This is a genomic window from Kaistia defluvii (genome assembly GCF_026343955.1).
Lineage (GTDB): Bacteria > Pseudomonadota > Alphaproteobacteria > Rhizobiales > Kaistiaceae > Kaistia > Kaistia defluvii.
On the sequence record NZ_JAPKNI010000001.1, the window covers coordinates 311,880 to 335,216 of the forward strand.

Annotated in this window: 19 protein-coding genes; 11 read left to right on the plus strand and 8 right to left on the minus strand. The window is 64.3% G+C overall.

Annotated features, from left to right (window positions below; genetic code table 11):
* Positions 1–39: 39 nt before the first annotated feature.
* Positions 40–2,283: a DUF6600 domain-containing protein gene (locus OSH10_RS01395; protein WP_266329667.1), complete on the minus strand. Its 2,244-nt coding sequence runs from the start codon at positions 2,281–2,283 to the stop codon at positions 40–42.
* A gap of 327 nt (positions 2,284–2,610) precedes the next feature.
* Between OSH10_RS01395 and OSH10_RS01400 the strand changes: the two genes are divergently transcribed.
* Entirely contained in the window at positions 2,611–3,498 is an 888-nt protein-coding gene (locus OSH10_RS01400; protein WP_266330356.1) for an alpha/beta hydrolase, read from the plus strand.
* Positions 3,499–3,633: 135 nt separating this feature from the next.
* On the opposite strand, the gene OSH10_RS01405 is transcribed toward OSH10_RS01400, so the two are convergent.
* A complete protein-coding gene (locus OSH10_RS01405) occupies positions 3,634–4,206 on the minus strand; it encodes a DUF1003 domain-containing protein (protein ID WP_266329669.1) in 573 nt (190 codons plus the stop codon).
* 6 nt (positions 4,207–4,212) lie between these two features.
* Positions 4,213–5,151, minus strand: coding sequence for a KPN_02809 family neutral zinc metallopeptidase (ypfJ, locus tag OSH10_RS01410; RefSeq protein ID WP_266329670.1), 939 nt, complete (start codon positions 5,149–5,151; stop codon positions 4,213–4,215).
* Positions 5,152–5,382: 231 nt separating this feature from the next.
* Here ypfJ and carB point away from each other — a divergent pair, with 231 nt between their 5' ends.
* Both carB and greA read left to right on the plus strand, forming a co-directional pair.
* Positions 5,383–8,691, plus strand: coding sequence for a carbamoyl-phosphate synthase large subunit (gene carB / locus OSH10_RS01415; protein WP_266329672.1), 3,309 nt, complete (start codon positions 5,383–5,385; stop codon positions 8,689–8,691).
* Positions 8,692–8,929: 238 nt separating this feature from the next.
* Positions 8,930–9,403 carry a transcription elongation factor GreA gene (gene greA, locus OSH10_RS01420; protein ID WP_266329673.1) on the plus strand — a complete coding sequence of 158 codons (474 nt, stop codon included), beginning with the start codon at positions 8,930–8,932 and terminating at the stop codon, positions 9,401–9,403.
* A 132-nt stretch (positions 9,404–9,535) separates the two neighbouring features.
* On the opposite strand, the gene OSH10_RS01425 is transcribed toward greA, so the two are convergent.
* Positions 9,536–10,855, minus strand: coding sequence for a cytochrome P450 (locus tag OSH10_RS01425; RefSeq protein WP_266329674.1), 1,320 nt, complete (start codon positions 10,853–10,855; stop codon positions 9,536–9,538).
* Positions 10,856–10,976: 121 nt separating this feature from the next.
* Between OSH10_RS01425 and OSH10_RS01430 the strand changes: the two genes are divergently transcribed.
* Positions 10,977–11,738: a glycosyltransferase family 25 protein gene (locus OSH10_RS01430; protein ID WP_266329675.1), complete on the plus strand. Its 762-nt coding sequence runs from the start codon at positions 10,977–10,979 to the stop codon at positions 11,736–11,738.
* Positions 11,739–11,785: 47 nt separating this feature from the next.
* On the opposite strand, the gene OSH10_RS01435 is transcribed toward OSH10_RS01430, so the two are convergent.
* Complete coding sequence (locus OSH10_RS01435) at positions 11,786–13,003, minus strand: glycosyltransferase family 17 protein (RefSeq protein WP_266329677.1); 1,218 nt, start codon at positions 13,001–13,003, stop codon at positions 11,786–11,788.
* Positions 13,004–13,131: 128 nt separating this feature from the next.
* On the opposite strand from OSH10_RS01435, the gene OSH10_RS01440 reads away from it, so the two are divergent.
* Entirely contained in the window at positions 13,132–13,959 is an 828-nt protein-coding gene (locus tag OSH10_RS01440) for a glycosyltransferase family 2 protein (RefSeq protein ID WP_266329679.1), read from the plus strand.
* On the opposite strand, the gene OSH10_RS01445 is transcribed toward OSH10_RS01440, so the two are convergent.
* Positions 13,928–14,392: an Lrp/AsnC family transcriptional regulator gene (locus OSH10_RS01445; RefSeq protein WP_266329681.1), complete on the minus strand. Its 465-nt coding sequence runs from the start codon at positions 14,390–14,392 to the stop codon at positions 13,928–13,930. The genes OSH10_RS01440 and OSH10_RS01445 overlap by 32 nt on opposite strands.
* A 216-nt stretch (positions 14,393–14,608) precedes the next feature.
* Here OSH10_RS01445 and trxB point away from each other — a divergent pair, with 216 nt between their 5' ends.
* Entirely contained in the window at positions 14,609–15,577 is a 969-nt protein-coding gene (trxB, locus tag OSH10_RS01450) for a thioredoxin-disulfide reductase (RefSeq protein ID WP_266329682.1), read from the plus strand.
* Between the two features lie 42 nt (positions 15,578–15,619).
* Positions 15,620–16,510 (plus strand): LysR family transcriptional regulator, encoded by an 891-nt coding sequence (locus OSH10_RS01455; RefSeq protein ID WP_266329683.1) that lies wholly within the window; start codon positions 15,620–15,622, stop codon positions 16,508–16,510.
* A 466-nt stretch (positions 16,511–16,976) separates the two neighbouring features.
* On the opposite strand, the gene msrP is transcribed toward OSH10_RS01455, so the two are convergent.
* Positions 16,977–17,948 carry a protein-methionine-sulfoxide reductase catalytic subunit MsrP gene (gene msrP, locus OSH10_RS01460; protein WP_266329684.1) on the minus strand — a complete coding sequence of 324 codons (972 nt, stop codon included), beginning with the start codon at positions 17,946–17,948 and terminating at the stop codon, positions 16,977–16,979.
* A gap of 207 nt (positions 17,949–18,155) precedes the next feature.
* Here msrP and OSH10_RS01465 point away from each other — a divergent pair, with 207 nt between their 5' ends.
* From OSH10_RS01465 to OSH10_RS01475, 3 genes are all read left to right on the plus strand, one after another.
* Positions 18,156–19,358: a pyridoxal phosphate-dependent aminotransferase gene (locus OSH10_RS01465; RefSeq protein WP_266329686.1), complete on the plus strand. Its 1,203-nt coding sequence runs from the start codon at positions 18,156–18,158 to the stop codon at positions 19,356–19,358.
* A 215-nt stretch (positions 19,359–19,573) separates the two neighbouring features.
* On the plus strand, positions 19,574–19,978 hold the full coding sequence (locus OSH10_RS01470) for a VOC family protein (protein WP_266329687.1): 405 nt from the start codon (positions 19,574–19,576) through the stop codon (positions 19,976–19,978).
* 54 nt (positions 19,979–20,032) lie between these two features.
* Complete coding sequence (locus OSH10_RS01475) at positions 20,033–21,475, plus strand: phospholipase D-like domain-containing protein (RefSeq protein ID WP_266329688.1); 1,443 nt, start codon at positions 20,033–20,035, stop codon at positions 21,473–21,475.
* Here OSH10_RS01475 and OSH10_RS01480 read toward each other — a convergent pair.
* Complete coding sequence (locus tag OSH10_RS01480; RefSeq protein WP_266329690.1) at positions 21,472–22,446, minus strand: magnesium transporter CorA family protein; 975 nt, start codon at positions 22,444–22,446, stop codon at positions 21,472–21,474. The genes OSH10_RS01475 and OSH10_RS01480 overlap by 4 nt on opposite strands.
* Before the next feature lie 240 nt (positions 22,447–22,686).
* Between OSH10_RS01480 and OSH10_RS01485 the strand changes: the two genes are divergently transcribed.
* A complete protein-coding gene (locus OSH10_RS01485; RefSeq protein ID WP_266329691.1) occupies positions 22,687–23,205 on the plus strand; it encodes a DUF992 domain-containing protein in 519 nt (172 codons plus the stop codon).
* Positions 23,206–23,337 lie beyond the last annotated feature (132 nt).

The following is a 23,337-nucleotide window of genomic DNA, read 5'->3' on the forward strand; positions in this document are numbered from 1 at the left end:
GTGACGCGGCCGGCTTTCTTGTTTGCAAGGTAGGCGACGCTACTGGGCGCAGCTGCCATCGGGCTGGACGGCAGCCTCGGGGCACTCGCCACCGCGCTCCGGACGCTCGCGGCGCTCGGGCTGGCGCTGCTCCTGCTGCTGCGGCTCAGGCTGGGCCGGCTGTTCCGCCTGCGGCTCGCGCTGGCGGCGCGGACGCTCGGCCTGGGGCTCAGGCTGCGGCTGCTCGCGCTGCTGCTCCTGCTGGGGCTGCGGCTCCTGCTGGGGCTGCTCCTGCCGCTGCTGGCGACGCTGGCGCGGCGCTTCCTCAGGCTGGGCCGGCGCTGCCGGCTCTGCCTGGGGCTCGGCCTGCGGACGCCGGCGGCGCGGACGCTCCGCCGGCTCCGGCTGGGGCTGTGCCTCCGGCTGCGGCTCGGCGGCGGGCGGCGCGGCTTCCTCGGCCGGCTTGGCCGGGCGTTCGCGACGCGGCTTCTCCGGCTTCGCCTCCGGCTCGGGAGCAGGCTTCACAGGCTCCGGCGCAACCTCGGGCTTCGGCTCAGGCTTGGCTTCCGGCGCAGGCTGCTCCTCGGCCGGCTTGGCCGGACGCTCGCGGCGCGGCTTCTCCGGCTTGGCCGCCGGCTCCTGTGACGGCTCGGCGGGAGCCGCTTCCGGCGCGGGCTTCTCGGCCGGCTTCGGCTGCTCGGCGGCCGGTGCCTCGACAGCGGGGGCCGCCTCGGCCGGCTTGGCCGGACGATCCTTGCGCGGACGCTCACCCTGCGGGGCGTCGCCAGGCTGGCCGGCCGGCTCACCCGGCTGTGCCGCCGCATCGGGTGCCCGATCCGGACGGTTCGGCCGCTCGGGCTGGTCCGGATTGACCGGCGGCGGATTGCCGTCGGCCGGCACCTGCGGCTCGGCCGGCTGCGGATTGGCCTCGACCTTCTTCAGCACGTCCTCGGCCTTGGCGGCGCGTTCCTGGCGGATGCGCTCCTGTTCGGCCTGGCGCTGCTGCGCAGCCTTCTGGGTCGCAGCATCGATCTCGGCCGAACGGTCTTCCGCCGCCTTGCGCTGCTTCGCCACCAGATCGGCCTTCTCGGCCCTCAGCTTCTCGATCTCGGCCTGCATGCGATCGCGCTGCTGGGGCTGGTCGCGATCGCGGCGCAGGTCACGCCGCTCCTCCGGGTTGAGCACGGAGAGCAACGCCGCCGACACGACGCCGGCAATCGCCGCCTTCGGATCGGGCTCGACATACTGATGGATCAGCGTGCGGTCATCCCGCGGCACGTCGCGATCGAAGCGGTCCGGCCGGCGATCGAAGCGCTGGTCGTCGATGCGCGGACGGAACACGCCGATACGGCCACCCTGATCGTCGTCGAAGATATCGCTCTGGTCGTCGACGAAGACGACTTCGCGGCCCGGGCGATCCCGCCGGCGAACCGGCTCGTTGAAGTAGCGGCCATCCTCGAACCGGGGCCGGCGCACGTCGCGGGCTTCGCCCAGATAACGGCCGACATCGCGCACCGGGGCTGCCCGACGGCCAATATCGTCATCGTCGAAATAGCGGTCGTCGACGAACACCCAGCTCTCGGAAACCGGCGGATCGTAGCGGCGCGGCGCGCCATACTGGTAGCCCGAACGGTCGGGCGCGATCGGCGCCCAGCCGACGGCGCCGCCGCCCACGCGGAAGGTCACCCAGGCCGGCGACCAGGTGTCGCCCGGAACCCAGTACCAGCCATAGTCGGGGCTGTAGTCCCAGCGGCCATAATGATAGGTGGCCCAGCCGAACGGTTCGCTCGACTCCCAGTACCAGCCGTAATCGTCGGTCCAGGTCCAGCGTCCCTCCTGATAGGGGCGCCAGCCGGCGCCGCGGCGCTTGGGCACGAAGACGTAGCCGTAATCCTCATCCTCGATCCAGCGGCCATAGGGCTGCAGCTGGTCGAAGAAATAGCCGACGTCACCCGAGGCGCGGCTGGCGCGCGGACGGGACGAGACCGGCTGGGCGCGCGGCCGCGACGGGGCGGCTTGCGCCGGCTTCGGCCGCGGCGCAGGCGGCACGACGGCCGGACGGGTTTCCGCGACCTTCACCGGCTGCGCTTCGGGCGCGGCCGGGATCTCGCTTTCCGCCGACTGATCATATTCGTCCATGTCCGTCGTGTCGGAGGGCGGCGCCGAATCGTCGGGAGCCACTGCCGGCGTGTTGGGACGCAGCTCGAGCTTGTAGGGAACATCGACGACGCCGGTGACGACCGCCGCCCCCGCGACGACGACACCGCCGGCGAGCGCGGCACCAACCAGACCCCAGAGTTTCATATTCACCTTCCCGTCGTTTCCGGCCGCGATGGGCCGGTCGAACCGAATCATGCCAATGGACTTGGCGGTCTTGCCGATATCAGCCGGGCAAAGCGGCATGGACGAGGCCCAATCAAGGCCATTTCACCGGTCGACTCGCCTCATTTCTCCCCTCTCAATCCCGCTTCGCGCCTGAACGTTCCCTGAATGCCGCAGGACATGATGGATTGGCGGCGCGGCGCGGAGATGCGATCCTGCCCGTTGCGAAGAACGACCGGAGACGCGGGGCGCATGTCAGTGAGACCATCGAGCAGGCCATCGGCATGGGCCACGATTCCAGCGCGAGTGATGCTGCTGGCCGCCGTGCTTTCGGCGCCGATACTGCCTGCCGTCGCCCTAGCCGACGGCCTGAGGCTGGCGCCCTACAAGGATGCGCTGTTCCAGTACGGTACCGTTCTGGAGACCCGCGCCAATGGCGATTTTCGTGTCGTCGATTATGACGAGATGCGCGATATCAACGGCCGCGACGAGGTCCCCGAGCGCAAGGCGCAGGGCAAGTATGTTTCGCTGAAGACCAAGCGAGTCGAGGACCACCTGACCTACAAGGTCGGTGGCCGCAGCCTGAAATATGTTGGCGCCGGCGCCACCAGGGGCCCGGCCAGGATGATCGTCCTCTATCTGCACGGCCAGAACGGCACCCGTTTCCAGGGCGCCGACGACTGGACTTTTGGCGGCAATTTCAACCGGGTGAAGAACCTCACTGTTGCCGCCGGCGGCGTCTATCTCTCACCCGATTTCAGCGATTTCGAAACGACGGGCACGGCCGAGATCAAGGCGCTGATGCAGGACTACGCGTCCCGCTCGCCCGGCGCGCCGGTCTTCGTCGCCTGCGGTTCCTATGGCGGCAAGCTGTGCTGGTCGCTGGCGCGTGACCCGGAAGCGGCTTCGATGATCTCGGGCCTGATCCTTCTCGGCTCGCTCAACGATCCGGGTTTTCTCAAGACGGCGGCAATGAAGCCCGGCGGCCGCAGGATCCCGATCTTTATCGGCCATGGCAGCCGCGACCCGATCATCGACTGGAAGACGCAGCAAGCGTTCTTCGACAGCGTGCGCAAGAAATCGCCGGGTTACCCGATCCAGTTCGTGCTGTTCCAGAACGGCAATCACGGCACGCCGATCCGCATGACCGACTGGCGTGAAACCTTGAACTGGATGCTGGCGGCCGGGGAGAAGTAGCCTTCGCCCCGCGGGATGCCGCCTTCGGCCATCCCCAGGCAGGTCACCCTGCAAGCCGAGGGAGGCCTGCCGCGAACAGACGGGTCAGGGCTTGCCTGGCCGAGGTTCATGGAGCGCGGCTTTCAGTCCGACGACCTATCCCGGCGGCTCCCGCCTGGCCGCCCTTTCGTCGGCCGCCAGATGGACCTGGAGCACGGTCTCGACGCGCTCCAGGATCGTGCGCAGTTCGCCGTTGCGCACCTGCTCGAACTTTTCATGCAGGGCGAGGATCTCGATCTCGGCTTTGAGGTTGACCTCGTAATCGTGCTGCGCCGCCATCCGATCCTTCTCGGCCTGGCGGTTCTGCGACATCATGATGACCGGCGCCTGCAGCGCCGCCACCATCGACAGAACCAGATTGAGAAACACGTAGGGATAGGGGTCAAAGACCCCGTTCCAGCTTACCAGCACCAGCGAGTTCAGCACGACCCAGACGATGATCACCACCGCGAACGTGCCGATAAAGGTCCAGGAGCCGCCAATCGCGGCCACCCGGTCCGACAGTCGCTCGCCAAAGGTGAGCTGGCTGTCGAACTCCGCGTTGATGTTGCGGGCAACGTGGCTTCGCGTCGCCATTTTCTCCAGCAGCCGACGATCTCCCGCCGACAGTCCCGAGGGACCGTCGGTCAGCAGGCGTTCACAGAATTCGCGGATCGCCGCATCCGACATGCTGGATCAGATCGCGCCCTGGAACGTGTTGCACTGGTTCACGTCACCGGTCTGGTAGCCGCGCTTGAACCATGTGCTGCGTTGCGCCGACGTGCCATGGGTGAAACTTTCCGGCACGACGACGCCCTGGGTGCGCTTCTGGATGGCGTCATCGCCGATCTGGGTCGCTGCATTCAGCGCCTCGTCGATGTCGCCCGCCTCCAGCATGCCCTTCTGGTCGGTGCGGTTGGCCCATACACCGGCATAGCAGTCCGCCTGGAGCTCGACCTTGACGGAGAGCGCATTGGCGTCCGCCTTGTTCATGCTCTGCCGCATCTCGTTGAACTTCGGCAGGATGCCCTGCAGATCCTGAACGTGATGGCCGACCTCATGGGCGATCACATAGGCCTGGGCGAAGTCGCCCGGGGCGCCGAAGCGGCGCTTCAGCTCGTCATAGAAGGCGAGATCGATGTACACCTTCTTGTCGAGCGGGCAATAGAACGGCCCGGAAGCGGCGCTGGCCTGGCCACAGGCCGAGCGCGTCATGCCGGAGAAGAGCACCAGCGGCGTGGGCGAATAGGTCTCGCCGGCCGATTTGAAAATGTCGGTCCAGACATCCTCGGTGCTGCCCAGCACCTTGGAGACGAACTGCTTGCCGGTATCGTTGACGCCCGCCCCGTTCTGGCTGCCGCCCGACGACGGCGCCGGCTGGTAGCCTGCGTCCTCGCTCTGGGTGAAGCTTCCGCCCCCGCCCGTCACCATCGCCAGCATCTGCAACGGGTTGATGCCGAACACCAGCCAGCCGATGCCGACGAGCACAGCGATCGTCACCAGCGATCCGCCCCGCAGCGGGATGCCGCGCCCGCCCCCCATGCCGGCAGGCCGATAGCCGCCGCCAAGGCCGCCCGTTCCCCCGCCGCGTCGATCTTCGACGTTCTCGCTCTCGCGCTGTCCATCGAGACGCATGGACGTTCTCCCTTTTGCCGCGGCCGGAGCCACGCCTTCGATTTTGCTAAACCTAATCCCGCCGGCATGGCGCCGCCAGTGCCTCTAACGTGTCTGCATCGGAGACAGTTGCCTGCAGGGGTTCCCCCTCCCCGCCTTTTCCCCTATAAGGCCGCTCTAGCCTTACACGCCCCCTGCTTGACGGCCCGCGCGGATCACCGCGTCGGGTCTTTAGCCACGCGCGAGACGAAATTGCCGAAACGTACAGATATCCAATCGATCCTGATCATCGGAGCTGGGCCCATCATTATCGGCCAGGCTTGCGAGTTCGATTATTCCGGCACCCAGGCCTGCAAGGCGCTGAAGGATGAAGGGTATCGAATCATCCTCGTGAACTCGAATCCGGCAACGATCATGACGGATCCGGATCTCGCGCACGCGACCTATATCGAGCCGATCACGCCGGAGATCGTGGCCAAGATCATCGAGAAGGAGCGTCCCGACGCGCTGCTCCCGACGATGGGCGGCCAGACGGCGCTGAACTGCGCGCTCTCGCTCAAGAAGATGGGCGTGCTCGACAAGTTCAACGTCGAGATGATCGGCGCCACCGCCGAGGCGATCGACAAGGCCGAGGACCGCGAGCGGTTCCGCGATGCGATGACGAAGATCGGGCTGGAGACGCCGCGTTCGCGACTCGCCCATTCGCTCACCGAAGCCCTCCCCGCGCTGGAAGAGATCGGCCTGCCGGTCATCATCCGTCCCTCCTTCACGCTGGGCGGCACCGGCGGCGGCATCGCCTATACGCGCGAAGAGTTCATCGAGATCGTCGAGAGCGGCGTCGATGCCTCGCCGACCGACGAAGTCCTGATCGAGGAATCCGTCCTCGGCTGGAAGGAATATGAGATGGAGGTTGTCCGCGACAAGAAGGACAACTGCATCATCATCTGCTCGATCGAGAACATCGATCCGATGGGCGTCCACACCGGCGATTCGATCACGGTCGCGCCGGCGCTGACCCTCACCGACAAGGAATACCAGATCATGCGCGACGCCTCGCTGGCGGTGCTGCGCGAGATCGGCGTCGAGACGGGCGGCTCCAACGTCCAGTTCGCCGTCAACCCGGCCGATGGCCGGCTGATCGTCATCGAGATGAACCCGCGCGTGTCGCGCTCCTCGGCGCTCGCCTCCAAGGCGACCGGCTTCCCGATCGCCAAGGTCGCGGCCAAGCTCGCCGTCGGCTACACGCTGGACGAACTCGACAACGACATCACCGGCGGCGCCACGCCGGCCTCGTTCGAGCCGACGATCGACTATGTCGTCACCAAGATCCCGCGCTTCGCCTTCGAGAAGTTCCCGGGCGCCTCGCCCGTGCTGACCACCGCGATGAAGTCGGTCGGCGAGGTCATGGCGATCGGCCGCACCTTCCAGGAATCGCTGCAGAAGGCGCTGCGCGGTCTCGAAACCGGCCTTTCCGGCCTCGACGAGATCGAGATCCCCGGCCTCGGCCAGGGCGATGACGCCAATGCGATCCGCGCCGCGATCGGCACGCCGACACCCAACCGCCTGCTGCAGGCCGCCCAGGCGATGCGGCTCGGCATTTCCGTCGATCAGGTGCACGACATCTGCAAGATCGACCCGTGGTTCCTCAAGGAAATCAAGGGCATCATCGATACCGAGCTGAAGATCCGCACGCATGGCCTGCCGCAGACGGCGGGCGCGCTGCGCCGGTTGAAGGCGATGGGCTTCTCCGACCAGCGGCTGGCCAACCTGACCGGCAGGCCGGACAGCGAGGTCAAGGCGCTGCGTACCTCGCTCGGCGTGCATCCGGTCTACAAGCGGATCGACACCTGCGCGGCCGAATTCGCCTCGCCGACGCCCTACATGTATTCCACCTACGAGGCGCCCTTCACCGGCGCGCCGGTGAGCGAGGCCGAGCCTTCTGCCGCCAAGAAGGTCATCATCCTCGGCGGCGGTCCCAACCGGATCGGCCAGGGCATCGAGTTCGACTATTGCTGCTGCCATGCCGCCTTCGCGCTGAAGGATGCCGGCTATGAAGCGATCATGGTCAACTGCAACCCGGAAACCGTCTCGACCGACTACGACACGTCGGACCGGCTCTATTTCGAGCCGCTGACGGCCGAGGACGTGCTGGAGATCATCCGCGTCGAACAGTCGAACGGCACGCTGCATGGCGTCATCGTGCAGTTCGGCGGGCAGACCCCGCTGAAGCTCGCCGCCGCCCTCGAAGAGGCCGGCGTGCCGATCCTCGGCACCTCGCCCGACGCGATCGACCTGGCCGAGGACCGCGACCGCTTCTCGAAGCTGCTGAACAAGCTCGGCATCCGCCAGCCCAAGAACGGCATCGCCTATTCGGTCGAGCAGGCCCGCCTGATCGTCGCCGATCTCGGCTATCCGCTGGTCGTGCGCCCGTCCTATGTGCTCGGCGGCCGGGCCATGCAGATCATCCGCGACGACGACACGCTGTCGGACTACCTGCTCGGCACGCTGCCGGAGCTGGTGCCGGCCGAGGTCAAGGCTCGCTACCCCAACGACAAGACCGGCCAGATCAACACGCTGCTCGGCAAGAACCCGCTGCTGTTCGACCGCTATCTCTCCGATGCGATCGAGGTCGACGTCGACGCGCTCTCCGACGGCAGGACGGTGTTCGTCGCCGGCATCATGGAGCACATCGAGGAAGCCGGCATCCATTCGGGCGACAGCGCCTGCTCGCTGCCGCCCCATTCGCTGAGCCCCGAGATGATCGGCGTGCTGGAGGAACAGACCCGCAAGCTCGCGCTCGCGCTCGAGGTCGGCGGCCTGATGAACGTCCAGTACGCCATCAAGGACGGCGACATCTACGTGCTCGAAGTGAACCCGCGCGCCTCGCGCACGGTGCCTTTCGTCGCCAAGACGATCGGCCTGCCGGTCGCCAAGATCGCCGCCCGCGTCATGGCCGGCGAAAGCCTGGAGAGCTTCGACCTCAAGGCGGCCCGCCGCGACCACATCGCGGTCAAGGAAGCCGTGTTCCCGTTCGCCCGCTTCCCCGGCGTCGACACGCTGCTCGGCCCGGAAATGCGCTCGACCGGCGAGGTCATGGGCCTCGACTATGACTACGCGGTCGCCTTCGCCAAGAGCCAGCTCGGCGCCGGCAATTCGCTGCCCAAGGCGGGGACCGTGTTCGTGTCGATGCGCGATTCGGACAAGGCCGGCATCCTGGAATCGATGTGCCGCCTCGAGGGCCTCGGCTTCAAGATCATCGCGACCAGCGGCACACAGCGCTTCCTGGCCGAGAACGGCATCGCCTGCTCGAAGATCAACAAGGTCGCCGAGGGCCGCCCGCACATCGTCGACGCGATCAAGAACGGCGACGTGCAGCTGGTGTTCAACACCACCGAGGGCGCCCGCGCGCTCGGCGACAGCCGCTCGATGCGTCGCGCCGCCCTGCTCCACAAGGTGCCGTATTACACGACCCTTTCGGGCGCCGTCGCCGCCTCGCTCGGCATCGAGGCCTATGCGACGGGCACCCTGGAAGTGCGGCCGCTGCAGGCCTATTTCGAGTAGGTCCATTTCGCTTGCGGGCCTCCGGTCCGCCAGCATCCCCCTTGCGCTTGCCGCATTCGTGGACGACACTCGAAGCAGAGTTTGCCTCACAGGCACCCGAAGGATGGAGCGCGGATTTTCTGCGCCGTCTTCGATTTTGAAGTCAGGCAGCTGGCGCTTTCGGGCACCGGCGCCTGAATTATTGTGCTTCCCCCCTCTCGGGGCGGCGGCCAAGAAGGAAGAAAAGGCCAGAAAGACCATGGAAAAGGTTCCAATGACCGTTGGCGGTCATGCGGCTCTCGAAGTGGAGCTGAAGCGTCTGACCTCGGAAGAGCGCCCGCGCATCATCGCGGCGATCTCGGAAGCGCGCGCTCATGGCGACCTCTCCGAGAACGCCGAATATCACTCGGCCAAGGAAGCCCAGAGCCACAATGAGGGCCGCATCGCGGAACTCGAGGACAAGCTTTCGCGCGCCGACATCATCGACGTCAGCAAGCTGTCCGGCGACACGATCAAGTTCGGCGCCACGGTGAAGCTGGTCGACGAGGATACCGAGGAAGAGAAGACCTATCAGATCGTCGGCGATCTGGAGGCCGACGTCCGGTCGGGCCGCATCTCGATCTCGTCGCCGATCGCCCGTGCCCTGATCGGCAAGACCGCCGGCGACACGGTCGCCGTCACCGCCCCGGGCGGCGAGCGCTCCTACGAAGTCCTGGAAGTGGCGTTCCGGTAGACAGAAGATGACACCGACAGGAATAGGCAAACGCCTTCCCTGTCGGTGTCGTCTATGACATCATCATATACGTCGTAATGGCTAGCGGTCATAATCCACATCCGGATGTAATTGTGCACAAGCAGCGGTTATCTACTCAGCCTTCCGGAGTAGCTTCAGACGCACGCTAAAATCGTTGCTCGGCTCAAAATGAAATACGCCCCGCACAGGTGGACCATCTGCTTCAACACTCCAGCTAAGTGTTGATGCCAGTTCTTCAATGAATGTGGCACTAGTCTCGATTGTCCAGTCGCTACCCAAGCATATATGCTTATCCATTCCAAATGGAGCATAGCTATCCATTGAAGGCTTGCCGCTGAGAAAGCGCTGGGGATCATACTTGAAGGGTTCCGCGAATTTATTTGGATCGCGATGCCCTTCCCAAACGCAGATGCGGACACGGGTATCCTTGGGGAAGAAAAAGCCGTTGAAGACGATATCGCTAGTCGTGGCGCGATGAATAAACTCGCTTTGCTGCATGCGGATCGCTTCCTGCGCCATGGATCGCGCCAATTCCCTGCGCGCCCGGATCGTTTGTGAATTGCGGACCATTGCCAAGTTGGACGGGTCGCCGGACAGGAGATTCACAATCCAGAACCAGAAGCTCTTAAGATCGAAGCGTGAGACCTCGATCATGTGGATAAGATTGCCAATGACGGTCTCTTCCTGCTCTCCCTTGGCGAGAAGAATTCCAAGTAAACTATCCTGGCTGAAGTTTCCTCGGGCAACGACATCGGCAACAAGCTCGCGCAAACGCCTATACGCCGTGATGTTGCGATCTTTCGCGACCAAGAAGATTCCCTTTGGGGCGTAATCCTCATAAGCTTCGTCAAATAGCGCGTATGAGGGATCGTCATATTTCACGCCGATTATCAGGCCGATTTGTATTTCGGTCGTGGCCTTCTTGAAGGCTTCAGTGATTATCTTTGCCGAGACAGGACCATCAAGGTCGGCAAGATCCGACAGCGTCTTCTGGATCACCCCGCGAATGAACGCGTCGTGCTCCGACAAATTCAGCCCCTTGAGGGCGTCGATAAAGATCCTGCGATACTTGCGGTGAGTTTCTCCCTCCATCGCGCGCAAGAAGCCAAATGGAAAGAGCTCGCTGAGATCCGTCGTTGCAGCTCGAGTCTTCCCCTCATTCTCGTTGAGAAATCTTCGCCCGATCTCATGACCTACGATGCAGGTCGTTAATTTCCCTCCCCACCATACCTTGAAAATCGGACCCAGCCGCTCTGAGAACTTGATGAGCAGCAATTGATCGGCTTGCTCGGTATTTGACAGAATGCGAAGCGGGCCCGGTGGGAGCGGTTTGCCCTTAAGCGCCGCCCGAAATCCCTGCTGTAGTACTACGCGCCGAAGATTGAGCGACTTTCCTATGCGCCTCAGTCCAGTCAAGCGGCTATCGTGCACACCAATCTCCTAGTGCATAAGAATGGTCAAAGATCCAAAATCACAAAACGTCTATGAACGTCGAGGCCGCGAGCCGCGCCTCCCACACAGGACGAGAGATCGACAAATCAGCCAGGACCGGATGAGAACCCTTTTCCCTGTCTCCCCTCCCCCGCTCAGTGTTCTCGTCATAAGCCTCGCCAGAATGAAAGGGCGGCGGCAGCTGGTTGCTGAACAATTCCGATCGCTGGAGATCGACTACGAATTTCTCGATGCAATTGACGCCAGCCGAGATCAACATGTCCCTGTCTCGCGCTACGACGAACCTGGAACATTGGCCCGCTTCGGCGCACCCCTGACGCCCGCCGAGATCGCCTGCTATGCCAGCCACTACGCCGCATGGCAGATCTGCGCGGCCGGCAGCGAGCCAATGGCGATCTGCGAGGACGATTTGCTCCTCGCTCCCGGTTTCGCTGATGCACTCGCTCTCGCCGCGGCCAACATCGACCAACACAAGTTGATAAGGCTGTTCGGCAAGCACAGACGCCGTACGCGCACGCTTAAAGCCTTGACGTCCCGCTACACACTCGTCCGCTTTCTGCAGGGCCCGATCGGCGGGCAATGCTACTGTCTTTCTCCGACCGGCGCTGCAGCGCTCGTCGCGCATGCCGAACGGTGGGTCGAGCCGGTCGACCAGTATATCGATCGCTTCTGGGTGCACGGACTCGCGAGCAACGCAATCCTCCCCTACGAGGTGGAGGAGATGGACCGCACCAAGATCGAAGGCGCGATCGGCGAGCGGCGGCAGCGCCGAACCGGCATCGCCAAACTCCGCCGGGAAGGCACCCGCCAGGCTGACGTCATCGCCCGCCTTATCTATAACGTTCGCCACTGGCCACGCTGATGCCTCCCTCAGGGCGGGAGACTGTCGCCACTGCGGCGCGACCCGCCTCACGAAACGCTTACCGCGAGAGGCTGAAGCCGATCGGACCGTGCGCGCCCGACCGGTGCGGCGATCAGATGGGCCAGGCGCTCCTGGTTCTGGCGGACATAGAGCGGAAAAGTGTGATCCACCGCGCGATGGTGCAGCTGGCGGCTTCCCATCTCGCTGATCGAAATTCCGGCCGACAGCAGGCGCTGGAGCGTGTCCGACGTCAGATAGTCCTCCGGCACCGTATTATGCGCCGCATAGGACTTCAGCTTGCGCTGAATCGCATCGATGCCGCCCAGATAGGAAAAGTGCCAGCCCGCGTTGCGGACGACCCGCCGGCGCACCGGGCGCCCCATCTGGAAGGACGCCTTGATCGCGCGCACCATGTCCCGCTGCCACGCGGCGGACGGCCCATGGACCTTGCGCAGCCGCTCCATCGTGCGGAGGTCCGCGCGGCGGATCGCACGAGGGCCGCTGCGCAGCCAGAACTCATCCAGCTCCAGGTTGAGGAAATAGTTGAACATCCGCAATTCGAAACAGACCACCTCGCCGGGACGGGGCGGCTGCTCGAGCAGGGCGGCCATCGTATCGGCCGAAAGAATCTCATCGAGATCGGATAGAAGGAGGATGTCTTCGGGCGTCGAATCGAGCAGTCCCCCTTTCAGGGCATCGCACTGCCTCCGGCGGCGATCCCAGCCATCCCCATCCAGACCGGCGGTATCGACGACGATGTAATCGATCTTTTCCTCGAAAGCCCGGAAGCGCGCCCGCTCGCGCTCGAAATACAAGGGTTTCTTCTGGCCTGAAAAAGTCGTCGTCGCCTCAGCAATAACGAAGCGGTGCACGAATGGCGCCATTTCATGGAGGCGTATTTCCAGCAAATCAAGCTCGTTGAACAACAGAAAGCAGTCAAAAATCCGCGCCATCGCGCCCCCCTTAGGATCCTCTCTTTCCCAAAAAGGCGCCATTATTCCGCCTGCCCGATAGCAAGCGGATATGCACATCCCTTTTCTGCCCCGCTCTCCGGTTTTCAACCAACGATGCTGCACACCGAACCTGAGAACCTTGACACTATAATCGTACCCGGCAAGGACGCTACGGAAACCACGGCATGCGTTCAGCCGCTCGGCGTATTGCGCCACATTTTCAAAATAGAGTGACCTTTTAGTCTCAATAATAAAATTAGTGCGCGCGCCATCGATACGCCGCAACCTCAAGATGCGATAGTTGAGCGCCATCTAGGGCCCGGGGAAGGAATCAATACGCTGGAATACTCGCTTCGCGAGCAAGTCTCGATTACCTACACTCTCGCATTCCGGACTCGGGAATGCCGACGCACGATTGAATAGCGACGGGAATACTGGACATGCACTCTGGGACGACGGCAGCCAAGCTGTCCGCGACCATCATCACCCGGAACGAGGCGCGCGACCTGCCCGCCTGCCTTGCCTCGCTGGCGTTCTGTGACGAGATCGTCGTTGTCGACAGCGGTTCGTCCGATGCCACGCTGGCGATCGCCCAAGCGCATGGATGCCGCGTCCTGGTCCGGACCGACTGGATCGGTTTCGGTGCCCAGAAGCAGCGCGCGCTGGACGCGGCGACGGGCGACTGGGTGCTCTCGATCGACGCCGACGAGCGGATCCCGCCGGCGCTGGCGACGGAGATACGCGCGGCCATCGAACGCGACGGCGCGGCCGGCTATCGCATCAACCGCCTGAACAGCTTCCTGGGCAAGCCGCTGCGACATGGCGGCTGGTATCCGGACCGCCATCTGCGGCTCGTCCGGCGCGACGCCGCCCGCTTCACGCCGGATCTCGTGCATGAATCTCTGGTGGTGGAGGGCGAAGTCGGCGACCTCGCCCACGACATGCCGCATCTGAGCTATCGCGACCTGGACGAAGTGCTCGACAAGCAACGCCGCTACGCGCTTTCGGGAGCGGAGCAACGGCGAGCCACGGGCAGGAAGGGCGGGCTCGGAAAGGCGATCCAGCGCGCGGCCGGGACCTTCCTCCGCCTCTATATAATCAAGCGCGGGTTCCTGGATGGCCGCGAGGGCTTGCTCGCCGCCGCTGCCAACACGCAGGAAATCTTCTGGCGCTATGTGGCGGCCGGGTTAACGCCCCCCGAACCGGAAAGCGCGGCCGAGCCGGAAGGCTTGCCCCCTACTCGATCGGAACCAGAGGTTCGTCCTTGATGCGGCGGATGGTGAGGGTGGTGCGGACGCTGGCGACATTGGCCGCTGCCGTCAGTTCCTCGACGAAGGCCTGGAACGACTTCAGCGTGGGGGCCACGCATTTCAAGATGAAGTCCGCCTCGCCCGACAGCATGTAGCACTCGCGCACGATCGACCAGTCGCGCACACGGGCGCCGAACGCCGTCAGGTCCGCCTCGGCCTGGCTCGAAAGCCCGATCATCGCAAAGGCCGTGACGTCGTAGCCGAGCGCGCTTTCGTCAACCAGGGCGCGATAGCCCTCGATGATGCCCGCCTCCTCCAGCGCGCGCATGCGGCGCAGGCAGGGAGGCGCGGAGATGCCGGCGCGGCGGGCCAGCTCGACATTGGTGATGCGACCGTCAGCCTGAAGCTCCTTCAGGATCTTCCAGTCGATCGCGTCTAAACGGGCTTTCACACGGGCCTCACGGCTAAAGAGCCTCTAACGGAAAGAAAGCCGGGGATGCCGGTCGGCAATCGGATATTCGAGTCTGGCCCAATTGCCATGATTCGGAAACAATTGATCGCGAGAACGCACAGGATCGCATAGCTTGGATGTTTGCATGCGTTCCACTCAACCCTCCAGAGCCGCGGCCTTCAAAAGGGCGCGCCTCGACATTATGTCTGGCCCATCATGCAGCACGCAAAGCTCATCATCGTCGGATCCGGCCCTGCCGGTTACACCGCCGCCATCTATGCAGCCCGCGCCATGCTGGAACCGATGCTGATTGCCGGCGTCCAGCCTGGCGGCCAGCTCACCATCACCACCGATGTCGAGAACTATCCGGGCTTCGCCGACGTCATCCAAGGGCCCTGGCTGATGGAGCAGATGCGCGCCCAGGCCGAACATGTCGGCACCAAGATGGTCTCCGATCACATCGTCGAGGCCGATCTGTCGCAGCGCCCCTTCATCCTCAAGGGTGATTCCGGCGAGGTCTACGCCGCCGACACGCTGGTGATCGCCACCGGCGCGCAGGCGAAGTGGCTCGGCATCGACAGCGAGCAGAAATTCAAAGGTTTCGGCGTTTCCGCCTGCGCCACCTGCGACGGCTTCTTCTATCGCGACAAGGAGGTCGTGGTGGTCGGCGGCGGCAACACGGCCGTCGAGGAAGCGCTCTATCTGGCGCATATCGCCAAGAAGGTGACGCTGATCCATCGTCGCGACCACTTCCGGGCCGAGCGCATTCTGCAGAACCGCCTGTTCGGGCTCGATAATGTCGAGGTCATCTGGGATACGGTCGTCGACGAGGTGCTCGGCAAGACCGGCTTCCCGCCTTCGGTGACCGGTGTCCGGCTCCGCAATGTCGTGACCGGCGAGGTCAGCGAGCGCGAAACCCATGGCGTGTTCGTCGCCATCGGCCATGCGCCGGCCGTCGACATCGTCCGCGGCCAGCTCGACCTGAAGCCGTCCGGCTATATCTGGACCGCGCCGGATTCGACCGCGACCAGCATTCCCGGCGTTTTTGCCGCCGGCGACGTGACGGATGAGACCTTCCGCCAGGCCGTGACCGCGGCGGGACAGGGCTGCATGGCGGCGCTTGAGGCGGAACGCTGGCTGGCCATCCATCCGGTTGTGAACGAGACCGCAGCCGCCGCCGAATAAATGCAATAGTAGGGCTGGTGCTGCGGAGGGGGCTGTCCGATCATGGACTGGGATAAACTGAGAATCTTTCATGCCGCCGCGCAGGCCGGCTCCTTTACCCATGCCGGCGAGGCGCTGGGGATGAGCCAGTCCGCCGTCAGCCGCCAGGTCGGTGCGCTGGAGCAGGATCTCGGCGTCCCCCTCTTCCATCGCCATGCGCGCGGGCTGATCCTGTCGGAACAGGGCGAGCTGCTCTACCGCACGTCGCAGGACGTGATGCAGAAGCTCGAAGGCGTGAAGATCCGCTTGACCGACTCGCGCGAGAAGCCGACCGGCACGCTGCGCATCACCACGACGGTAGCGCTCGGCTCGACCTGGCTGACCCAGCGCCTCAACGAATTCGTCGACCTGCATCCGGACCTGAACCTGCACCTGATCCTCGACGATCAGGAGCTGGATCTCACCATGCGCCAGGCCGATGTCGCCATCCGCCTGCGGCAGCCGGTGCAGCCCGACCTGATCCAGCGCCGCCTGTTCACGGCGCATTACCACGTCTATGCCTCGGAGGATTACGTCGCCCGCTTCGGCAAGCCCGAGACGCTGGACGACCTCGAAGGCCACCGCATCGTCACCTTCGGCGTGCCGGTGCCGCCCAATATCCGCGACGTGAACTGGCTGGAAATCGCCGGCCGCTCCTCCGACAACCCGCGCGAGCCGGTTGTCCGGATCAACAACATCTATGCGATCAAGGCGGCCGTCGAGCGCGGCACGGGAATCGCCATCCTGCCCGACTACATGATCGAGGCAGGCTCCTCGCTGGTGAAGCTGATGCCGGAGGCGCAGGTGCCGAGCTTCCCGACCTATTTCTGCTATCCGTCGGAGCTGAAGAATTCAGCACGCGTCACCGCATTCCGCGACTTCATGCTGGCCAGCGCCCAGAACTGGCAGTTCTGACCGCATCGCTACGAAAACAGGCACGGATTCGTGACAATTCCGGGACGAACTCGCCCGGTATTTTTATTGTATTCTTGAGCCTGCCGATTTTGGGGTGAAGTGGAGAAATTCTTTCCACGGGACCGAATGTTTCGCCGAAATTTCACGGCCAACTCGACGCAAGGCGAACGGATCGTTGCGTCATATCAAAATTGCATAGCTGAGATGCACCGCTGCTGGTTGATTAGGCATCCTGATCAATCCATATACGGGACAGTTGATGCGTTGGGCCCCTTGCTCCCTCCTCCCTGCGAAGGGTTCGACCTCAGCTGTTCCCCTCTGGAAGGTGTTTGCTGCGCATTTCCCTGCCGCAGCAACAAAGACTTAGCCGGGCCTCGCAAGAGTGCCCGGCCTTTTCTTTTCTGAGCCGAGGTTCCGCATTTCTGCCGGCGCCAGACCTCAGATATTGCTCAGGGATTGAGCATGCTCACATATAGAGCGGCTCGCTCTCCATGCCCTTGTAGAGCCCGGCGACGAATTCCCCATAGCCGTTGAACAGCTTCGTCGGCACACGCTCATTGGTGCCGATCACGGTCTCGGAAGCCTGGCTCCAGCGCGGATGCGGCACCTCGGGATTCACATTCGCCCAGAACCCGTATTCCGAGGATTGCAGCTGCTGCCAGAAATTCACCGGCTGCTCCTCGACGAAGCTCACCTTGACGATCGACTTGATCGATTTGAAGCCGTACTTCCACGGCGTGTGCAGGCGGATCGGCGCGCCCATCTGCTTCAGCAGCGGCTTTCCGTAGACGCCGGTCACCATGAAGGCCAGCTCGTTCGTCGCCTCGGCCATGGTCAGGCCCTCGACATAGGGCCAGGGATAGAAGGGCTGGTTCTGCCCCGGCGCCATGGCCGGATCCAGGAAGGTCTCCATCCGGATGTATTTCGCGCCCGACAGCGGCTTGGCGAAGGCAACGAGGTCGGCCAGCGGGAATCCGGTCCAGGGAACCGTCATCGACCAGGCCTCGACGCAGCGATGGCGATAGAGGCGCTCTTCGAGCTTCATGGCCTTGAGGAGATCGTCAATGTCGACCGTCTTCTCCTTTTCCACCATGCCGCCGAACTGGATCGTCCAGGGCCGGATCTTCAGCGCCTGCGCCGCGTCGGCCAGCTGCTTGTCGGTGCTGTATTCATAGAAATTGTTGTAGTTGGCGTTGATCGTCTCCGGCGTCACAGGGCGCTCGATCGTGTAGCGCGGATTGCGCTTGGCCGGATAAAGCCCGGCGCTCGGATCGGTCTCGGCGGCGTGGGCGATGCCCGGCTGCGACAAAGCCCCCGCCGCAATGCCGACAGTCCCCATGCCGGCCGCGGCCAGGATTTCACGCCGGTTGAGAAAGACCGATTCGGGTGTCGCCCGGCTCTCGGGAATTTCCCAGCCGCGCTTGCGACGAATAAGCATCGTTCTCTCCAGATTTCAGTATGGACCCCGCCGGGCAACAAGTAGAAAGTCCGCGACAAAGGTCAAATCACTTTGGCGTTGGCCGTAACGGATCCATGCGATCGCGAACCGACCCGGAAGATGTCGTCTTCCCTTGCCAACGCGTCCCTCGCGGACTAGGTTCCGCGCCGCACAAATCCTTCCGTTTTTCCATTTTCGGAGCCCCCAATGGCCTTCCTCGCCGATAGCCTCGCCCGCATCAAGCCGTCCGCGACCATCGCGGTCACGAACAAGGCGCGCGAGCTGAAAGCGGCCGGTCGCGACGTCATCGGGCTCGGCGCCGGCGAGCCGGATTTCGACACGCCGGAGAACGTCAAGGAAGCCGCCATCCAGGCGATCCGCGAGGGCAAGACCAAGTACACCGCCGTCGACGGCATTCCCGAGCTGAAGGCGGCGATCGCCGCCAAGTTCAAGCGCGAGAACAACCTGACCTACGCCCCGAACCAGATCACGGTCGGCACGGGCGGCAAGCAGGTGCTCTACAATGCGCTGATGGCGACGCTGAACCCCGGCGACGAGGTGATCATCCCGGCGCCCTACTGGGTCTCCTACCCGGAGATCGTGGCGCTTGGCGGCGGCACGCCGGTCGAGATCGTCGGACCGCAGTCGCAGGGCTTCAAGATCGGCCCGGACGCGCTCGAAGCCGCGATCACGCCGAAGACCAAGTGGCTGATCCTGAACTCGCCGTCCAACCCGACCGGCGCCGGCTACACGCGGGCCGAGCTCAAGGCGCTGGCCGACGTGCTGCTCCGGCATCCGCAGGTCTGGATCATGACCGACGACATGTACGAGCATCTCGTCTTCGACGGCTTCGAATTCGCGACCATCGCCGAGGTCGAGCCCAGGCTCTACGACCGCACGCTGACGGTGAACGGCGTTTCCAAGGCCTATGCCATGACCGGCTGGCGCATCGGCTATGCCGGCGGTCCGGTCGAACTGATCAAGGCGATCGGCACCATCCAGTCGCAGTCGACCTCGAACCCGTCGTCGATCTCGCAATGGGCCGCCGTCGAGGCGCTGAACGGTCCGCAGGACTACATCCCGAAGAACGCCGAGATCTTCAAGAAGCGCCGCGACCTGGTGGTCTCGATGCTGAACCAGGCCGCCGGCATCGTCTGCCCGAACCCGGAAGGTGCCTTCTACGTGTTCCCGTCCTGCGCCGGCACCCTCGGCAAGACCACCGCCGGCGGCAAGCTGCTGAAGACCGACGAGGACTTCGTCACTGCGCTGCTGGAAGAGGAAGGCGTCGCGGTCGTCCAGGGCTCGGCCTTCGGCCTGGCGCCCTATTTCCGCATCTCCTACGCCACCTCGACCGAAGCCCTGGAAGAGGCCTGCACGCGCATCCAGCGCTTCTGCGGCAACCTCCGCTAGGACGTTTCACGCCACGCGGACGGGCCGGGCGGGCGATCGGCCCGCTCCGCCGCTGCATGGTGATCCGGATCGCGCCCGCGGCGCGGTCCGGGACGGCAGGATCGCACCTGGCAATCGGTCCAATATCCAGCGAGACATCACCCCGGCTTGGCCCTATCCTTCGCCCGGGATGATGGCGGCGAGGCTCGGATCATCCGATCGGGGAGACTATCGGAATGCTTGATCTGCGCGTCCACCACGTCTCGATCGTCGTCACCGACCTCGAGCGTTCCGTGGCTTTCTATCAGAGGGCCTTCGGGCTGGAGCGGCTGACGCGCCCGCCCTTCAAGACCGAAGGCGCCTGGCTGGTCTGCCACGGCATCCAGATTCACCTGATCCTGTATCCGCAAGGCACGTTCCGCGCCGCCGCCACCATCGACAACAACGACGCGCACTTCTCGTTTCACACCCGCGATTTCTATGGAATCCTGGACCATCTGCTCGCGGAAGGCTTTCGCGAGGACGCAGAGGAAGGCGACCCGATGCGCCTCTTCGTCATTCGCGAGGGGCTGGCGGGGTTTCCGCAACTCTATCTGCTGGACCCGGACCGGAACATCGTGGAGATCAACGGTGCGCCCTAGCCCTCTCCTTCGATCGGCCAGGCCGGTGCGCCTCGAGTCCGATGGCATCCGGCCATGACGGGCAATCATTTCGCCCTCTTCTTCTCGTTCCTGCATATCGTCCTGGCCTCGGCGGTGACGGTCCACGCGCTGCTGACCCGGCTCAATCCGCAATCGACGATCGCGTGGATCGGCGTCGCCTGGCTGTCGCCCTATGTCGGGCCGCTGCTCTACTTCCTGCTGGGCGTCAACCGCGTCCGCCGCAAGGCGATCAAGCTGTCCGACCCCGGCGCCGAGGTCGATCCGCCGGAATCCCGTTTCGCGCTGAAATCGACCGATATCGCCCAGGGAGAGGACGAGCACCTCGAGCCGCTCGCCAAGTTCGGCCTGCGCATCACCGGCCGGACCCTGCTGGCCGGCAACGCGATCACCCCGCTTGTCGATGGTCACAAGGCCTATCCCGAGATGATCCGTGCGATCGACGCGGCGACCACCAGCGTCGGCATTTCCGGCTACATCTTCCATGACGATCCGGGCGGCGGGCCGATCATCGACGCGCTCATCGCCGCGCATGGCCGCGGCGTGGCGGTGCGCGTGCTGCTGGATGGCATTGGCGGCGGCTATCTGAGCAATCCGGCCTATAACCGCCTCCTGGCGGCCGGCGTGCCGGTTGCCCGCTTCCTGCACGAAGTCGCCCCCTGGAAGATGTCGTTCATCAACCTGCGCAACCACAAGAAGGTGATGGTGGCGGATGGCCGTCACGGCTTCACCGGCGGCATGAACATCAGCGCCGGCAATCTCTACCAGGAGATCGCGATCCCGGAGGGGCACGCCGTCCAGGACGTTCATTTCCGCATTGAAGGGCCAGTGGTCTCCCACCTGCAGGAAACCTTCGTCGAGGACTGGGCCTTTACGACGGACGAATTGCTGGCGGGACCAGCGTGGTTCCCCGAAATCGGCGCCGGCGGCACGATCCCGGCGCGCGGCATCGCCAGCGGCCCGGATGAGGACAATGAAAAGCTGATGTGGACGATGGCGGCGGCGATCGCGCGCGCCGAGCGCCGCATTCGCATCGTGACGCCCTATTTCCTGCCGGACGACCGCATCAATTCCCAGTTGGTACTGGCGGCGCTGCGCGGCGTTTCCGTCGAGATCCTGCTGCCGGAAATATCGGACCAGTTCTATATGGACTGGGCGATGAACGCCTCGCTCGCGCCGCTCATCCGGGCCGGTTGCCAGATCGCCCGCGCGGCGCCCCCCTTCGACCATTCCAAGCTGATGACGGTCGACGGCGCCTGGGTGCTGTTCGGTAGCGCCAATTGGGACGCGCGCAGCCTGCGGCTCAATTTCGAATTCAATGTCGAAGCCTATGACACCGACTTCGCCGACGAGATCGACCGGCTGATCGACGCCAAGCAGAGCAAGGGGCGCCCCGTCACCGTCAAGGAATTGCGCCAGCGCCGGCTGCCGATCCGGCTGCGCGACGCTGCGACCCGACTGCTCACGCCCTATCTCTAGAGCCAGCCGCGCCGCTTGAAGTAGAGGAACGGCACCAGCGCCGACACCACCATGATCCCCAGCGCCAGCGGATAGCCGAAGCCCCAGCCCAGTTCCGGCATGTCCTTGAAGTTCATCCCGTAAATGGTGCCGATCAGGGTGGGCGGCATCAGGATGGTGGAGGCCACCGTCAGCACGCTCACCACCTGGTTCTGCTGGTTGGCGACGAGACCTAACGTCGCATCGAGCAGGAAGGTGATCTTGTTGAGCACGAAATTGACGTGGTCCTCGAGCGACCGCACGTCGCGCAAGGCCAGCTTGAGACGCGTGCCGTTACCATTCTTCAGCGCCTGATCCGGCAGCATGGCGGCGGCGTATTGGGCCAGCCTCTCCAGCGAGGAAAGGCTCTCGCGCGCCTTGGACGCCAGGTCGCCCTGCATGCCGATCGCGCCAATCAGGATCGACAGGCGCTTGGAGCGGATCCGCTCGCTGGCCTTGCGGGTGAAGATCTCGCTGTTGATCCGGTCGACGGCCTGGGCGATGTGCTCCAGCACGTCGGCCGTGCGGGCGATGAACGCCTCCAGCAGGCCGTTGAAGATGCCGGTCGGCGTTCCGCAGCCGCCATCCGGCTTCGGCGCCACGGACAGAAACTGGCGGAACGCCTTGGTATCCTCATAGCGCAGCGTGACGATCTTCGACTTGCCGACGCCGAAGGTGAACGGGGTCAGCACCGGATGGCCGGCATCAAGGCCGGCGATGACGCTCGCCGTCATGAACACGACGCCGTTCTCGACATAGAAGCGGCTGGAGAACTCGATCTCCTGCGTCTCCTCGCGCGTCGGCACCAGCGCACCGAGAAAGGCCTCCGCCGCGTGCTCCTCTTCCGGGGATGGCGCAAAGAGATCGAGCCAGGCGGGAGGGGCTCCGGCTGCCGAGGCCTCGGGCGTGACGGGTGCCAGGCCGGCGTCGGAGATCGCATAGGCAGTCAGCATGCAGGGCTCCAGTGCGTTAACCGAACGACAAGACTTGTAAGCCTTGTCCCTTGCGCCGCCAGCAAACGTTTGTCATGACGGACCCAAGTCGTATGTCGATGGGATCGAACTCGCGCAAGACCCGTTGTAAGGCCGAGCCTCGGCCGTCCCCCCAGGTTCGCTAGATCCTCCATCGGGCGAACCGCGTAATGCCGGCAAAGGCAACGATGCCGGTGCCTAACACGAAAGGAACAATTCATTATGTCGAAGTTTGTTTCCCTTAAGCTGATTGCAGCCGCCGCCGCCCTGACCCTCGCCGGCCTCGGCGCCGCCAAGGCCGCCGACATCGCGACCGGCCCGGTCTACGAGGATGGCCGCAATGGCGTCCGCATCGGCACGCTGGGCTGCGACATCAATTCGGGCCTCGGCTATATCATTGGTTCGGCAAAGGAAGTTGCCTGCACCTTCCGTCCCAACCGCGGCGCCCCGGAACAGTATATCGGCAATATCAAGAAGCTCGGCGTCGACCTCGGCTGGACCAGCCAGGGCAAGCTTATCTGGGCTGTGTTCGCTCCGACCGCCGGCTATCACCGCGGTTCGCTGGGTGGCCTCTATCTCGGCGCGACGGCGGAAGCGACCGTTGTCGGCGGCGTCGGCGCCAACGTTCTGTTCGGCGGCACGCGCGGCTCGATCGCCCTGCAGCCGATCAGCGTGACCGGCCAGGTCGGCCTCAACGTCGCCGCCGGTGGCGCCGCTCTGCTGCTCGACCCGGTCAACTAAGCCGGCGACGCGTCGTGATCCCGAAGAGTTGAAGCTCCCGGGATCGACGATCCGGCCCTTTGGGGCCTCGAAACGATCTGCATCCGCGAGGATGCAAAGGCCCGCGCCCCGGCGCGGGCCTTTTTCGTTTTC